Here is a 14,063-nt window from a genome sequence, read left to right as displayed (position 1 = left end):
CGACTCGGCCCGGTTTTCATGGTATGGTCAGGTTCGTTAAACCTGTGGGAGGACCCAATGACCAAGCACCTTGCAGATCATCGCAGCGCCCCTGACATGGCCCGTAAAAAGCATTTCTGGGCGCTTGTACGGCGTGGAAATCAGGATACGCCTCATCCGACAATTCGCACCCTGAACCAGCGGCCCAAAAACCATAGTGACGGCCAGCGGGTTCAGCATTTCCTGCGTATCGACCGCGGTGTCACGGCCTAACCAATGGTTGGCCCGGACAGCAAAGCCCGGGCCGGTTTTTGATCAACGGCGTACCAACGCCTCATACTCTGTCGAAATATCGCGTGTCAGCTGGCCGACCTCAAAGTTGTAGTCGCCAATCTGGCCAACGGGGGTAATTTCGGCGGCAGTTCCTGTCAGCCAGCATTGCTGCATGGCTTCCAGCTCGCCCGCCTCGATCCGGCGTTCCTGCACCTCGATGCCTTTTTCCTTTAGCATCCCGATTACGGTTTGGCGAGTGATGCCGTTCAAAATGCCATCGGCAAGCGGTGTATGCACCACGCCATCCTTAACAAAAAAGATATTTGCGCCAGTCGCTTCGGCCACATACCCGCGGTAGTCAAACATCATCGCGTCTGAACAGCCCTTAGCCTCGGCCGCGTGTTTCGACATGGTGCAAATCATGTAAAGCCCCGCCGCTTTGGCCGCATGCGGGATGGTTTCGGGGCTGGGGCGCTTCCACTTTGCGATGTCCAGTTTGGCGCCCCGCGTTTTGGCGTCGCCATAGTAATTGCCCCATTCCCACACTGCGATGGCCAGATGGATCGGGTTGCGTTTGCTTGCCACGCCCATATCTTCACCGGCCCCGCGCCAGGCAACAGGGCGTACATAGGCGTTGGTCAGCCCGTTGGCCTTTAAAGTGGCCTCTTTTGCCGCCTCAATTTCCGCCACTGACCAAGGCAGTTCCATATCCAGCAGCGCGCCCGAGTTGCGCAGTCGCTCCGAGTGTTCAACTGATTTGAAGATCTTGCCATTATAACAGCGCTCACCCTCAAACACCGATGAGGCATAGTGCATGGCATGGGTCAGAATATGGACTTTGGCACTGCGCCAATCGACCAATTCACCATCCATCCAGATTTTCCCGTCGCGATCATCATAGCCAGTCATATCGGTTTTCCCTCGTAGAATTTCCACATATTGCGCAAAATGGTTCGAATCCGGTTACAAAGTTGCGCAAATTCGTAAAATCGCTAACAGTGGGGGCTTGGAAAGTCAACAAGGCTGACATAAAATCCCTGAAAATAGCAGGTATGGTTCAGAAGATGGAAAACTCTCAGGGCGGCGCAAGCCATAGCGAAAGCTTACTGTTTCTAACCGATGATCAGTTGCGCAAGGGCATCGAGGCGATGTTTTTTGCCTATCGCGGTTTTACGGCCGATCCCGACCGCATTCTTGAAGGGATGGATTACGGCCGCGCCCATCACCGCGCATTGCACTTTATCCACCGCAGCCCCGGCACGACTGTCAACAATTTGCTGGCAATTCTGGGTGTTACGAAACAGTCGCTAAACCGTGTCTTGCGCGGCTTGATCGAGGATGATTTGGTAGAGAGCCGCGTGGGCCGCAGCGACAAACGCGAACGTCACTTGTTTCTAACCAAAAAAGGTGCGGAGTTGGAGCGCAGCCTATCCGACGCCCAACGCGCCCGTATGCGTGCCGCCTATCGCGCCGCAGGGCCCGGGGCGGTACAAGGGTTCCGGCAGGTGCTAGAGGCAATGATGGACGAACAAGCGCGGCGGCAGTATCAAAGCCTGAAGGAGAATGCCCAATGATACCCGAACCTCAGGCCCACTTGCTGGTTGTTGATGATGATGAACGTATTCGCGGCCTACTGCAAAAATTCCTGATGCGGAACGGCTTTTTGGTAACCATCGCGCGGGATGGTGCCCAAGCGCGGCGGCTGCTGGACGGGCTGGAATTTGATATGATCATCATGGACGTGATGATGCCCGGCATTGATGGCATCGCGTTGACGCGCGAGTTCCGGGAAAAACTATCGGCGCCGATCATGTTGCTTACCGCGCGCGGCGAAACCAACAGCCGGATTGAGGGGTTAGAGGCCGGGGCAGATGACTATCTGTCCAAGCCGTTTGAGCCGAAAGAGCTATTGCTGCGCATCAACGCCATTTTGCGCCGCGTGCCACAGGCCCAATCCGAAGTCGGGCCGAAAATGCTGCACCTCGGTATGGTCCGCTATGATGTTGATCGTGGAGAGCTTTGGCAAGGCGGCGACCCCGTTCGCCTAACCGCAACCGAGGCGCAGTTGATGCGCATTTTTGCCGCCCAGCCGGGCCAGCCGATTGCCCGAGAGACGCTTGCAGGCGATTTGGGCCGCGACAGCACCGCCGAGGAAAAAACCGGTCAGGAACGTGCAGTCGATGTTCAAATCACCCGTTTGCGGCGCAAAATCGAGAATGACCCCAAGCAACCGCGCTACCTGCAAACCGTGCGTGGGGCGGGCTATATGCTCGCGCCTGACTAGCCTATGGTTACCGCGCTGTTCACCCACCCAGATTCTGACCAACACCGCGAGCCTGCCGGCCACCCCGAGCAAGCCGCGCGTTTGGCCGCAGTCGCGCATGGGCTGGCCAGCCTGGACCTGCTGCGTCTGGATGCCCCCTTGGCCACCGAGGCCGATATTCTGCGCTGCCATCCGCAGGCCTATATTGATCGCATCCGTGCCGCCATTCCTGCAAAGGGCTGGGCGCAAATTGATGGCGACACCTATCTTGCCCCCGGCAGCTACAGGGCGGCTTTGCGCGGGGTAGGCGCGGCCTGTGCGGCGGTTGATTTGGTCCTGTCAGGCGGCGCCTGCAATGCCTTTATCGCCACGCGCCCACCTGGCCACCACGCGGAAACCGATACGGCGATGGGCTTTTGCCTGTTTGGCACCATCGCTATTGCCGCCAAACATGCTCTCGATCATCATGGGTTGAAGCGTGTGGCGATTGTCGATTTCGACGTGCATCACGGCAATGGCACCCAAGATCTCTTGTGGGATGAGCCTCGCGTGCTTTTCGCCTCTTCGCAGCAAATGCCGCTGTATCCCGGCACAGGGGCCGCGCATGAGACCGGTGCGCAAGGCCAGATCATCAACATACCCTTGCGCCCACACAGCACGGGCGCCGACATGCGCGCCGCCTACAACGCCCATATCCTGCCGCAGATTGACGCCTTTGCCCCTGAATTGATTCTGGTTTCCGCCGGTTTTGATGCCCATCGCGATGACCCATTGGCCAATCTGAACTGGTCTGCCGATGATTTCGCATGGCTCGGCGAACGTATTTGCGACCTGGCCGATCGCCATTGCGCAGGGCGGGTGGTATCGGCCCTTGAGGGCGGTTATGATCTTCCGGCACTCGCGGCCTCTGCCGCCGCCTATGTGACAGTATTAAAGGAACGCGGACATGCCTGATAAAGCAAACGATAAACCAGTGGCCGAGATGAGCTTTGAAGAAGCGATGGGTGCGCTTGAACAGGTTGTCTCATCCTTGGAACGTGGTGAGGTGCCGCTAGAGGCGTCGATTGCTTTGTATGAACGCGGCGCGGCGCTTAAGGCGCATTGCGCGTCCAAGCTGAAAGAGGCCGAAGATAAAGTCGAAATGATTCGCGCCAAGGATGGCCAGGCCATCGGCACCACCCCGGCGGAGGGGATGTGACTTTTCCCGGCTTGCTTGCCACATCAAGCGGCTTGGTAAAGGCCCGGCTTGATCAGGCATTGATCGGAATGGATGATGAACCCGTAATCCACGCCATGCGCTATGCCGTGCAAGGCGGCAAATGTTTGCGCGGGTTTTTTGTGCTGGAATCGGCGGCACTGCACGGTATTGCGCCCGCAAACGCCGTGGCAGCGGCAGCGGCGATTGAGGCGATGCATGCCTATTCTTTGGTGCATGATGATTTGCCCTGTATGGATGATGATGATCTGCGCCGCGGCCTACCCACCGTTCACCGCAAATGGGATGAGGCGGTTGCCGTGCTGGCAGGTGACGCATTGCAGTCGCTTGCCTTTGAATTGCTGACCGATGCGGCCCTTGGCCCCCACCGGCTGGCATTGATCGCGGGTATGGCGCAAGCCGCCGGCGCGCGCGGTATGGTGCTGGGCCAAGCTTTGGACATTGCTGCCGAAACTGCCGCCTCGCCTTTGACGCTGGCACAAATCACTCGACTGCAAGCAGGCAAAACCGGCGCATTGTTTGAATGGTCGGTTACGGCGGGTGCCGTTCTGGCCGGCGCCGATACTGCCCCCTTGGGGCGATATGCCGCCGCGATTGGCCTTGCCTTTCAAATCGCCGATGACATCTTGGATGTAACTGGCGATGCCACCAAGGCAGGCAAGCGCCTTGGCAAGGATGCCGAGGCTGGCAAAGCCACCTTTGTCTCGCTTCTGGGGCTAGAGGGCGCAAAAGCCCGTGCCACTGCCCTGATTGATGAGGCTACAACCGCCCTTGCGCCCTATGGCGCGCGGGCCGAAAATTTGACTGCGGCGGCACGGTTCGTGATCGCCCGCGACAGCTGACCTTAGGGGGCAGAACGATGGACCGACCCAAAACCCTGATGCTCGACCGCGTGACCTTGATGCTCGACCGCGTGACCTTGCCGTCTGATCTGAAAGGCATGTCTGACCGCGAATTGCGGCAAGTGGCCGACGAGCTGCGGGCCGAGACGATTTCGGCGGTGTCGGTTACGGGCGGCCATCTGGGCGCGGGCCTTGGCGTGGTAGAATTGACCGTCGCGCTGCACGCGATTTTTGACACCCCCCGTGACAAGATTATTTGGGACGTGGGCCACCAATGCTATCCCCATAAAATCCTGACCGGGCGGCGTGATCGTATCCGCACCCTACGGGCAGAGGGCGGGCTGTCGGGTTTTACCAAGCGTTCGGAGTCGCCTTACGATCCCTTTGGCGCGGCGCATAGTTCCACCTCAATTTCCGCCGCGCTGGGCTTTGCTGTGGCCGCCGATCTGGGCGGCGACCCAGGCGATGCCGTGGCCGTGATCGGTGACGGCTCGATGAGCGCGGGCATGGCGTTTGAGGCAATGAACAATGCGGGCCACCTGAAAAAGCGGCTGTTTGTGGTGCTGAATGACAATGAAATGTCGATCGCCCCGCCTGTGGGCGCGATGTCGTCCTATCTTTCGCGGCTCTATGCCGGCGCGCCGTTTCAGGATTTGAAAGCCGTCGCCAAAGGCGCCGTCAGTTTCCTGCCAGAGCCGTTTCAGGAAGGGGCGCGTCGGGCCAAAGAAATGCTGAAAGGCATGACCATTGGCGGCACGCTGTTTGAAGAGCTGGGCTTCAGCTATGTCGGCCCGATTGATGGCCACGACCTTGACCTTTTGCTGCCGGTTTTGCGCACCGTACATGATCGCGCCAAAGGGCCGATGCTGATCCATGTGATTACCAAAAAAGGCAAGGGTTACGCGCCTGCGGAAAAGGCCCGCGACAAGGGCCACGCCACCGCCAAGTTTGACGTGCTGACCGGCGAGCAAAAGAAAAGCCCGTCGAACGCGCCCAGCTATACCTCGGTTTTTGCCAAGGCTTTGATGGAGGAAGCCAGCCGGGACGATAAAATCGTCGCAGTGACTGCAGCGATGCCGGATGGCACGGGGCTGAATCTTTTTGCCGAGCGCTTTCCGCGCCGGTGCTTTGATGTGGGTATTGCCGAGCAGCATGCCGTGACCTTTTCGGCTGGCATGGCGGCGGGGGGCTTGAAACCATTTTGCGCGCTTTATTCGACCTTCCTGCAGCGCGGTTATGATCAGGTAGTGCATGACGTGGCGATTCAGCGGTTGCCGGTGCGGTTCGCGATTGATCGGGCGGGGCTTGTTGGTGCCGATGGGGCGACGCATGCCGGTGCGTTTGATGTGGCCTTTCTGGCCAACCTGCCCGGCATGGTCGTGATGGCTGCGGCTGATGAGGCCGAGCTGGTCCATATGGTTGCCACGGCCGCCGCGCATGAGGATGGGCCGATCGCTTTCCGCTTTCCACGCGGCGAAGGCGTGGGCGTCGAGATGCCCGAGCGTGGCATTCCGCTGGAAATCGGCAAGGGGCGGATTGTGCAAAAAGGCGCGCGGGTCGCGATTTTATCCTTTGGTACGCGGCTGGCCGAGGTACGCAAAGCGGCCGAAAATCTGGCTTTGCGGGGCATATCGCCGACGGTTGCGGATGCCCGGTTTGCCAAGCCTTTGGACCGCGACATGATCCTTGATCTGGCCGCGAAACATGAGGTTTTGATCACGGTTGAGGAAGGCGCGGTGGGTGGCTTTGGCAGCCATGTGGCCCAGCTTTTGGCCGATGAAGGCGTGTTTGATGCGGGCCTGAAATACCGGTCGATGGTACTGCCGGATATTTTTATCGATCAGGCCAGCCCTGAACGGATGTATGAAATTGCGGGGATGGATGCGGCCCAGATAGAGGCGCGCGTGCTTGAGGTTTTGGGCGTTTCAGTTGTGGGTAAGCGGGCGTGAGGTTGTGTAGCTGACCGCGCGCGGACGTTCTAGTAAGATATTGTAATATATAGGTTTTTGGTTTTTTGTTAACCGGATTTTAACGTGTGCTTGCTGGCCATTGGGGTGGTTTAAGAGTCGGGGTGAACCCCGACCTACGGTGATGCCGGTTTTTGGTTTGCAAGCGATGGTGCTGCGTTTTTTCTGGAAAACAGCTGCTGATGGCAATGGGCTATGGCACGGTTGATGAAGATTATTTCGGTGATGCGGGGTTTTAGGGGGGCGCAGGGGGGGTGCGCTGAAGCGCACCCTACGGGGTTAGTCTATAGGGGCCACATCGACGGTTTGCTCGGCTATGGGCGCGCCAGAGGAGCGGAGGTGGCCCAAGATAGGGCTGACATCGGCGTAATCGCGACCGAAGCCCACGGTGATATGGTCGGTGCCGGCCAATGTGGCGTTGGTCGGGTCGTATTCTATCCAGCCCATTTCCTTGCCGCACCACGCCTTTACCCATGCGTGCATGGCATCGACGCCGACAAGGCGGGGTTGGCCGGGGGGTGGCAAGGTGCGCAGGTAGCCGCTGACATAGCCTGCCGGAATGCCCAATGATCGCAGCGCGACAATCATGATATGGCTGAAATCCTGACACACGCCGCTGCGCTGGGCAAAGGCCTGTGCGGCGGTGGTATCGACGGTCGTGGCCTTGGCGTCAAAGCGCATTTCATCGTGCAGCGCCTTACCCAGCCGGATGATGGTTTGTGCCACGCCCGTCTCGGGGCCGGTTATGTTTTGGGTCACGCTTTGGGCAAAGGCGGCAATGTCACTGTCGGGTTTCAGCCTGTAGGACGGGCCAAGAAAATGCACAGGCGACGCGGGCGAGAGATCTTTGCAGTTGCGGATTTGCGTCTGCAGGTTGCCAAGGCTGACCGAGCGGTCGTTCCACGGCAGCGGCTGCGCCATGGCGACGCGGCAGGTCATGGTGATGGACATATCCGGATGCGGATCGGAATGGGTGAGCGCGGTGACGGCTGTGCCGAAAAAATCAAAGCGGTCATGGCGGGTATCGGGCAGTGGCATGGCAGTTATCTGATGGACGGTAACGGTTTGGCGGGCCAGCGTTTGCGGCAACAGCCGCAGCAGGTGGCGGCTGTTGCCGGCGGGCTGCGCGTAGGTATGGGTAAGCGTCAGGCGGATGTCATAGAGCATGGCTATACCAGATGTGTGGCCGTCAGCGTATCGGCCAATGCCCAGATGTCATAGGTCATTTGCGTCAGGCTTTCGGGGGGCAGGCTGTTGGCATCGGCGGTGGCAAGTTGGGTTTCCAGCAGCAGCACTTGGCGGGCGGTTCGGGTCAGGCGATGGTTTTCGGCATGGCCCGGCAGTTCGGCGATATGGCGGCGCGCGCGGCTGATGTGGTAGCGGATGGAACGCGGGTTCTGGTCATCCAGCGCCAGCAGATCCAGGACCGAGGTGGGATCGGCAAAGATGGAAAAGCGGGTATGATGGGTAATCACGCTGTCGCCGATTTCAAGCGCGAGGTCGAGCGCGCCTTCGGGTGCATCGGGCGCGGTAAGATGTGACAGGGTTTTGGCCATCGAGCTGGCGCGTTCCAGCGACATGCCGAGGCTGAGAAAGCGCCAGCCGTCCGAGTTATACATGTTTTCGTGGACGAGGCCCGCAAAGCCCGCGATCTGGCGCAACAGGATGCTGACTTCGCGCGGCAGTTCCTCGGGCGGGGTGATGCGGCTGCTAAAGCTGTCGCTTTGCGCCACAAGGTCGCGCAGGGCCATCATGCCATCGGTCGAAAAGCGGTCGCCGATTTTGGCGGCGGCGCGCAGCGCTTGGGTCAGCGGGTCGCCAAAGCGCAGGGCGAATTTGGAGGGCGCGGTATTGTCCATCGGGCCCGCCCGCAAAAAGCGCAGCAGGGCCGAGGCATCGGTTGTGCCATCGTTGATGCGGGCGAAATAGGCGCGGAACAGGCGCATGTTCAGCTCGGCCCGTTCGACGTAGCGGCCAAGCCAGAACAGGTTATCGGCGGCGCGGCTGGGCAGGGCCCTGTTAGCGGTTTGGCGCAGTGACTGGGCGGTTGGCAGCAAGGTGGGCTTTTGCACCGGTTGTTCGCCGACCACCCAGACATCGGCCACTTTGCCGCCTTGTTGCATGGCAAAGGCTTTGGCGTCATGGCCCGCGCTGACGCGTGCATAGCCGCCGGGCATCACTTGCCAGCCGCTGGTGGTGCGCGCCATAAAGATGCGCAGGCTAAGGGGGCGGGCGACGAGCTGGCCGTTTTCAATGGTCGGCGTGGTCGAGAGCGTGACCGCCTCTTGCCCGACCAGTTGGGCACCCGAGGCGTTCAGCAATTCGGGCAGGCCTGTCTGTTGCGGGGCAATGGCGGTGCTTTCGGGGCTGGACATGAGGGGCAGCGTGGAAAAGGCCGAGCCGATCATCATCCGGTTGCGGTTGGCCAGCACATAGTCGCGCGCGCTTTGCTGGCCGCACCACCAGGTCGCGATATTGGGCATGGCCAGCGGCTCGCCCAGCAGTTTGGGGGCGAATTTCGGCAAGAACGCCATGAGCGCGCGGGTTTCCAGCACGCCGCTGCCCAGCATGTTGACCATCCGCAGGTTTTGGTTGCGCAGCGCCTCGAGCAGGCCGGGGGTGCCAAGCAAGGAGTCGGGGTCAAGCTCTAGCGGGTCACACAAAGCGCCGGGCAAGCGGTTCCAAAGCAGCGTCACCGGTTTTGGCCCGGCCACGGTACGCACCATCGCGCGGCCGTTCTGGACGGTCAGATCCTCGCCCTCGACCAGCAACAGGCCCAGATAGCGGGCGATATAGGCGTGCTCGGCATAGTTCTGGTTCATCTGGCCGGGCGAGAGGATTGCAATCTCGCCATCGGTTTTGCTGCGCATGGCAAACAGGGTTTTCTGAAACTCCTGAAAAAAGCCGGCGAGGCGGTGGATATTGGCCTCGGCGAAATGGTTGGGAAAAGCGCGGGTCATCGCCATGCGGTTTTCCAGCGCAAAGCCGGCGGTGCTGGGTGCCTCGATCAGATCGCTTATCACCCACCAGTTGTTGTCAGGGCCGCGCCCGATTTCAAAGGACAGCAGGTTCAGCCAATGGCGGGCTGCGGGCTTTACCCCGACCAGCGGGCGCAACCATGCAGGGTTTTGCGCCAGCAAGGTTGCGGGCAGGTCACCATCGGCAACCAGTTGGTTATCGCCGTAAAGGTCGCGCACCACCAATTCCAGAAGATTGGCACGTTGGGTCAGGCCTTTGGCGATATGCGCCCATTCTGCCTCGGTCAGGATGACCGGAATATGGCTGAGCGGCCATTCGCGTTCAGTTGAAACGGATTCGTCATACTGGCGATAGAGCACCCCTGCGTCGCGCAGATACTGGTTGCCGCGCGCAAAGCGTTTGGTCAGCTCATCCGTGCCAAGGCTGCAAATATGCGACATGAAGCCCGCCCAGACCGGCTTTACCCGGCCTTGAGCATCCAGCATTTCGTCGCGCCCGCCAGAGGCATTCGCATAATTTGCCAATAAGGCGGGCGTGACCTTAGGCAGCATCGGTCACAGACCCGGTCTGCGCCGCAGATCGAGCGTCATTGGAAACTCGGGGTGCGGTGCCTCGGGGGCGGGCGCATAGGCGCCCGTGGTGTGGCCCATCGGTTCAAAGCGGCTTAGGCGGCGCGCCTCGGCCTCGTTCCCGTTCACGGGAAAGGTATCAAAGTTGCGGCCGCCGGGGTGAGCAACGTGATAGCGGCAACCGCCAAGCGAACGCCCTGTCCAAGTGTCGTAGATGTCAAAGGTCAGGGGTGCGTCCACCTCTAGCACGGGGTGCATCGACATTGCGGGTTTCCATGCCTTGAAGCGCACAGCCCCAACGGTTTCACCGGTTTTGCCGGTTTTATGCAGCGGTACCATGCGTTGATTGGCGGTCACGCGGTACCTGTCGGGGTTGGCACCTGACAGTTTGACCTGAAGCCGTTCAACCGAGCTGTCTGTATAGCGCACAGTTCCCCCAATCGCCCCGGTTTCGCCCATCACATGCCACGGCTCTAACGCCTGCCGCAATTCCAGTGTGACACCTTCATAAGTCACCTCACCGCAGAAGGGGAAGCGGAATTCGGCCTGCGCGGCAAACCATGCGGGGTCAAGGTTCATATCATGGGCCTTTAGGTCGCCCAGAACATCAAGGAAATCATCCCAGATAAAGGCGGGCAGCATGAAACGGTCATGCAGCGTGGTGCCCCAGCGGGTCAGGTTGCCGCTGATAGGGCTTTCCCAACACCGCGCGATAATGGCGCGCAGCAGTACCTGTTGTGCAAGGCTCATGCGCGGGTTTGGCGGCATCTCGAAGCCGCGAAACTCGACCAGCCCAAGGCGGCCAGTCGGGCCATCGGGCGAGAACAGTTTGTCGATGCAAATTTCTGTGCGGTGGGTGTTGCCGGTCACATCAATCAGGCTGTTGCGCAGCAAGCGGTCGGTCAGCCATGGCGGCGGCGGAGTGCCATCGGTGGGCGGCCAGATCTGGTCGAGCGCGATTTCCAGCTCGTATAGCGCATCATGGCGGGCCTCATCTATCCGTGGGGCTTGGCTGGTCGGGCCGACAAAGGTGCCTGCAAACAGATAGGACAGGCTGGGGTGGCGCTGCCAGAACAAGATCAGGCTTTTCAGCAAGTCGGGCCGACGCAGGAAGGGGCTGTCGAGCACGGTCGCGCCGCCCACAACCACATGGTTGCCGCCGCCGGTGCCGGTATGGCGACCGTCGATCATGAATTTATCGGTGCCAAGGCGGCATTGGCGGGCCTGTTCATACACGGTTTCCGTGGTGCGCACGCAGTCGGCCCAAGTGGCGGCGGGGTGGATGTTTACCTCAATCACGCCCGGATCGGGGGCGATGCGCATCACCTCGATGCGCGGGTCGCTGGGTGGGCTGTAGCCTTCGATCAGCACTTTGCGGCCAGTGGAATTGGCAGCCGCCTCAATCGCGGCGATCAGTTCAAGGTAATCTTCAAGCGTTTCCACCGGTGGCAGAAAAACACATAGCTTGCCATCGCGCGGTTCAACGGAAATGGCGGTGCGGACGCGGCCATCCAGCGGGTACAAGGATTGCTGCATGACCTCTTGCCCGGCGGGCGTGTCGCTGCGGCTGGCGATGTTTTGGGCGCGGGGGGCGATTGCATCCGGATCGGGCAGGGGTGTGCGCTGGATGGTCGGGTCTTGGGGGTTGATGAACGGGTAGGCGGCTGCGGGAATATGCGGCAGCGTGCCAAGCGGCAGGCGATAGCCGACGGGACTGTCACCGGGCACAAGGAACACCTTGCCACGGCGCATTTTCCACACCTCGGACAGCCAGCCTTTGGCAGCACGGGCCTGCCAGCGTTGCACGGGCAGCACATAGCCCGCCGCTGTGGTCAGCCCGCGGTCAAACACACGGGCGATGCGGGCGCGTTCCTCGGGGTCTTTCAGCTTGGAGTTTTCGGGCGTCACGTTTTCGGGCAGATTGGCCTCGCGGATGATCCATTCGGCGGGGTCTTCAAACGCGGGCAGCACGTTTTCGGCTGGCACCTCAAGGTTGCGGGCAATGGCGGTTAGCAGGGCTTGGGCATCATCGGGGCCGACATCTTCATGGGTGTCTTCGCGCGCCAGCAGGTCAGGGTTGCGCCAGATCGGCTTGCCATCCTTGCGCCAGAACAGCGAGAACGTCCAACGCGGCAGGGTTTCGCCGGGGTACCATTTGCCTTGGCCGTAATGCAGCAGGCCACCGGTGGAAAACTTATCCTGAAGGCGGCGGATCAGCGTATCGGCCAGCTTGCGTTTTGTTGGGCCTACGGCGGCCGAGTTCCACTCGTCGCCTTCAAAATCGTCGATGGAAACGAATGTCGGCTCGCCGCCCATGGTCAGGCGCACATCGCCGGCCGTCAGGCGTTTGTCGATGCTGTGGCCAAGGGCGTTCAGCGCGGCCCACGCATCATCGGAAAAGGGTTTGGTGATGCGTGGATGTTCAGCCGTGCGCTTGACCTGCATGTCAAAGGAAAAATCCACCTCGGCAAAGCTGGCGAGGCCGGAAATTGGCGCGGCGTTTTGGTAATGCGGCGTGGCGGCAAGGGGCACATGGCTTTCGCCCGCCAGTAGGCCCGAGGTTGGGTCAAGCCCGACCCAGCCGGCACCGGGCAGATACACCTCGACCCAGGCGTGCAGATCGGTGAAATCGTGGTCGGTGCCTGCGGGGCCATCAATCGCCACCAGATCAGGTTTCAGCTGGATCAGATAGCCCGACACAAATCTGGCTGCGAGGCCGAGGTTGCGCAGCACCTGCACCAACAGCCAGCTGGTATCACGGCAAGACCCTGCGGCGCGTTTCAGCGTGGTTTCCGGCGTTTGCACACCGGGTTCCATGCGGATTTCATAATTGATCTCGGTCGCCAGACGGCTGTTCAGCATTACCAAGAAATCAACCGTCACCATCGGTTCGCGCGAAATGGTTTTCAGCAGGGCGTCAAGCAGCGGGCCGACGGGTTCGGGTTGCAGGTAGATGCTTAGATCCGGCGCGATGTCGTCGCCGTAAGTGAAGGGGAACTTGGTCGCGGAGTCTTCGACAAAGAAATCAAAGGGGTTATAGACCGACATGTCTGCGACCAGATCGACCTCGATCTTGAATTCGCGCACGGGCTCGGGAAATACAAAGCGGGCCAGCCAGTTGCCGTAGGGGTCTTGCTGATGGTTCACGAAATGCGGTTCTGGCGACACGCGCAGCGCATGTGAAATCACGCGGGTGCGCGAATGCGGCGCGGGGCGCAGACGGATAACCTGCGGGCCAAGCGTGACCGGGCGGTCATATTTGTAATGCGTGAGGTGGTAGATACTGGCGGTGATTGACATGATTTGGATCTCCTGCCCGTGGACTATGCCGAGGGGGGCAGGGTGCAGCAACCGGAATAAGGGCGAAACCGGTGCTGGGCGGTGTTTGCCCGCACGTTTGCGTGGCAAGTGCCTAGAGATTGGGCAAGGCGCGGGTTGTTTTGGGGTTTCGGCCTCGGGGCGCCTTTGATCAGCCCGCAGGGGCGCGGGCCTGCCATGCCGACCACGGCCCGATGCCAAAGCCGGGGTCGGGCGCATCGGGCAACACATGGATACATTCGAGCGAGTGGCCGTCGGGGTCTTTGAAATACAGCGATACTGCCGGCATCCAACCCAGAACCACGGGTTCGGTAACCGGCTCGCCGTGAAAACCCAGCGGCTGCACGCCAGCATTGCGCAGGGTGGCAGGCGCGTCCAGCACACCTTGGCGTGACATGCGAAAGGCAAAATGGCCCAGCATTTGCAGCGGGCCATGGCTGCCTTGCCACAGGCCCAGCATCCCCTGTTCGCGCGCGCCGACCCAGAAAAATGCGATGCCGCGGCTTGGCACCTCATGCGCCAGTTCCAGCCCCAATACATCGCGGTAAAACGCGACCGCGCGCGGCAGGTCGGCCACGGTCAGGTGGGTTTCATAGATGCCGGAAATCTGGGGGGGCAAGCCTTGGGTCATAGGGCCACGATGCCTGCCCGCGCGCC

At 60.6% G+C, this 14,063-nt stretch carries 12 protein-coding genes; 7 read left to right on the top strand and 5 right to left on the bottom strand.

The window, feature by feature from the left end; all coding sequences use genetic code 11:
* The first annotated feature begins 57 nt into the window (after window positions 1-57).
* Entirely contained in the window at window positions 58-252 is a 195-nt protein-coding gene (locus AKU79_RS00555; protein WP_156209358.1) for a hypothetical protein, read from the top strand.
* A 42-nt stretch (window positions 253-294) separates the two neighbouring features.
* Here AKU79_RS00555 and AKU79_RS00550 read toward each other — a convergent pair whose 3' ends face one another.
* Window positions 295-1,161, bottom strand: a complete 867-nt coding sequence (locus AKU79_RS00550) for a branched-chain amino acid aminotransferase (RefSeq protein WP_050521637.1) — start codon at window positions 1,159-1,161, stop codon at window positions 295-297.
* Between the two features lie 155 nt (window positions 1,162-1,316).
* Here AKU79_RS00550 and AKU79_RS00545 point away from each other — a divergent pair, with 155 nt between their 5' ends.
* The 6 genes from AKU79_RS00545 to dxs are packed head-to-tail and all read left to right on the top strand — an operon-like array spanning window position 1,317 to window position 6,522.
* Window positions 1,317-1,826, top strand: coding sequence for a MarR family winged helix-turn-helix transcriptional regulator (locus AKU79_RS00545; protein WP_050521721.1), 510 nt, complete (start codon window positions 1,317-1,319; stop codon window positions 1,824-1,826).
* Window positions 1,826-2,536 (top strand): response regulator, encoded by a 711-nt coding sequence (locus AKU79_RS00540; protein WP_050521720.1) that lies wholly within the window; start codon window positions 1,826-1,828, stop codon window positions 2,534-2,536. Before AKU79_RS00545 ends, AKU79_RS00540 begins: the two co-directional genes overlap by 1 nt.
* Window positions 2,537-2,539: 3 nt before the next feature.
* Entirely contained in the window at window positions 2,540-3,469 is a 930-nt protein-coding gene (locus tag AKU79_RS00535; protein WP_050521636.1) for a histone deacetylase family protein, read from the top strand.
* Window positions 3,462-3,713 (top strand): exodeoxyribonuclease VII small subunit, encoded by a 252-nt coding sequence (locus AKU79_RS00530; RefSeq protein WP_082223854.1) that lies wholly within the window; start codon window positions 3,462-3,464, stop codon window positions 3,711-3,713. The genes AKU79_RS00535 and AKU79_RS00530 overlap by 8 nt, the downstream gene beginning before the upstream one ends.
* Before the next feature lie 32 nt (window positions 3,714-3,745).
* Complete coding sequence (locus tag AKU79_RS00525; RefSeq protein ID WP_408002824.1) at window positions 3,746-4,573, top strand: polyprenyl synthetase family protein; 828 nt, start codon at window positions 3,746-3,748, stop codon at window positions 4,571-4,573.
* 38 nt (window positions 4,574-4,611) lie between these two features.
* Window positions 4,612-6,522, top strand: coding sequence for a 1-deoxy-D-xylulose-5-phosphate synthase (gene dxs, locus AKU79_RS00520; protein WP_197087160.1), 1,911 nt, complete (start codon window positions 4,612-4,614; stop codon window positions 6,520-6,522).
* Between the two features lie 297 nt (window positions 6,523-6,819).
* On the opposite strand, the gene AKU79_RS00515 is transcribed toward dxs, so the two are convergent.
* The 4 genes from AKU79_RS00515 to AKU79_RS00500 form a co-directional block, all read right to left on the bottom strand.
* Window positions 6,820-7,707: a transglutaminase family protein gene (locus tag AKU79_RS00515; RefSeq protein ID WP_050521633.1), complete on the bottom strand. Its 888-nt coding sequence runs from the start codon at window positions 7,705-7,707 to the stop codon at window positions 6,820-6,822.
* Window positions 7,708-7,709: 2 nt separating this feature from the next.
* Entirely contained in the window at window positions 7,710-10,070 is a 2,361-nt protein-coding gene (locus AKU79_RS00510; RefSeq protein ID WP_050521632.1) for a circularly permuted type 2 ATP-grasp protein, read from the bottom strand.
* 3 nt (window positions 10,071-10,073) lie between these two features.
* Window positions 10,074-13,388: a transglutaminase family protein gene (locus tag AKU79_RS00505; protein WP_050521631.1), complete on the bottom strand. Its 3,315-nt coding sequence runs from the start codon at window positions 13,386-13,388 to the stop codon at window positions 10,074-10,076.
* Between the two features lie 169 nt (window positions 13,389-13,557).
* On the bottom strand, window positions 13,558-14,037 hold the full coding sequence (locus AKU79_RS00500; RefSeq protein ID WP_050521630.1) for a VOC family protein: 480 nt from the start codon (window positions 14,035-14,037) through the stop codon (window positions 13,558-13,560).
* Window positions 14,038-14,063: the final 26 nt, after the last annotated feature.

The organism is Pseudorhodobacter wandonensis (assembly GCF_001202035.1).
GTDB classification, from domain to species: Bacteria; Pseudomonadota; Alphaproteobacteria; order Rhodobacterales; family Rhodobacteraceae; genus Pseudorhodobacter; species Pseudorhodobacter wandonensis.
The sequence above is the reverse complement of the archived record's forward strand: the minus strand, read 5'-3'. Positions and strand labels throughout refer to the sequence as shown.

Coding starts and splice junctions, on each gene's coding strand:
- dxs (WP_197087160.1), top strand. CDS start 4,612: ATGCTCGACCGCGTGACCTTGATGCTCGACCGCGTGACCTTGCCGTCT.
- AKU79_RS00515 (WP_050521633.1), bottom strand. CDS start 7,707: ATGCTCTATGACATCCGCCTGACGCTTACCCATACCTACGCGCAGCCC.
- AKU79_RS00505 (WP_050521631.1), bottom strand. CDS start 13,388: ATGTCAATCACCGCCAGTATCTACCACCTCACGCATTACAAATATGAC.
- AKU79_RS00510 (WP_050521632.1), bottom strand. CDS start 10,070: ATGCTGCCTAAGGTCACGCCCGCCTTATTGGCAAATTATGCGAATGCC.
- AKU79_RS00545 (WP_050521721.1), top strand. CDS start 1,317: ATGGAAAACTCTCAGGGCGGCGCAAGCCATAGCGAAAGCTTACTGTTT.
- AKU79_RS00500 (WP_050521630.1), bottom strand. CDS start 14,037: ATGACCCAAGGCTTGCCCCCCCAGATTTCCGGCATCTATGAAACCCAC.
- AKU79_RS00530 (WP_082223854.1), top strand. CDS start 3,462: ATGCCTGATAAAGCAAACGATAAACCAGTGGCCGAGATGAGCTTTGAA.
- AKU79_RS00555 (WP_156209358.1), top strand. CDS start 58: ATGACCAAGCACCTTGCAGATCATCGCAGCGCCCCTGACATGGCCCGT.
- AKU79_RS00535 (WP_050521636.1), top strand. CDS start 2,540: ATGGTTACCGCGCTGTTCACCCACCCAGATTCTGACCAACACCGCGAG.
- AKU79_RS00550 (WP_050521637.1), bottom strand. CDS start 1,161: ATGACTGGCTATGATGATCGCGACGGGAAAATCTGGATGGATGGTGAA.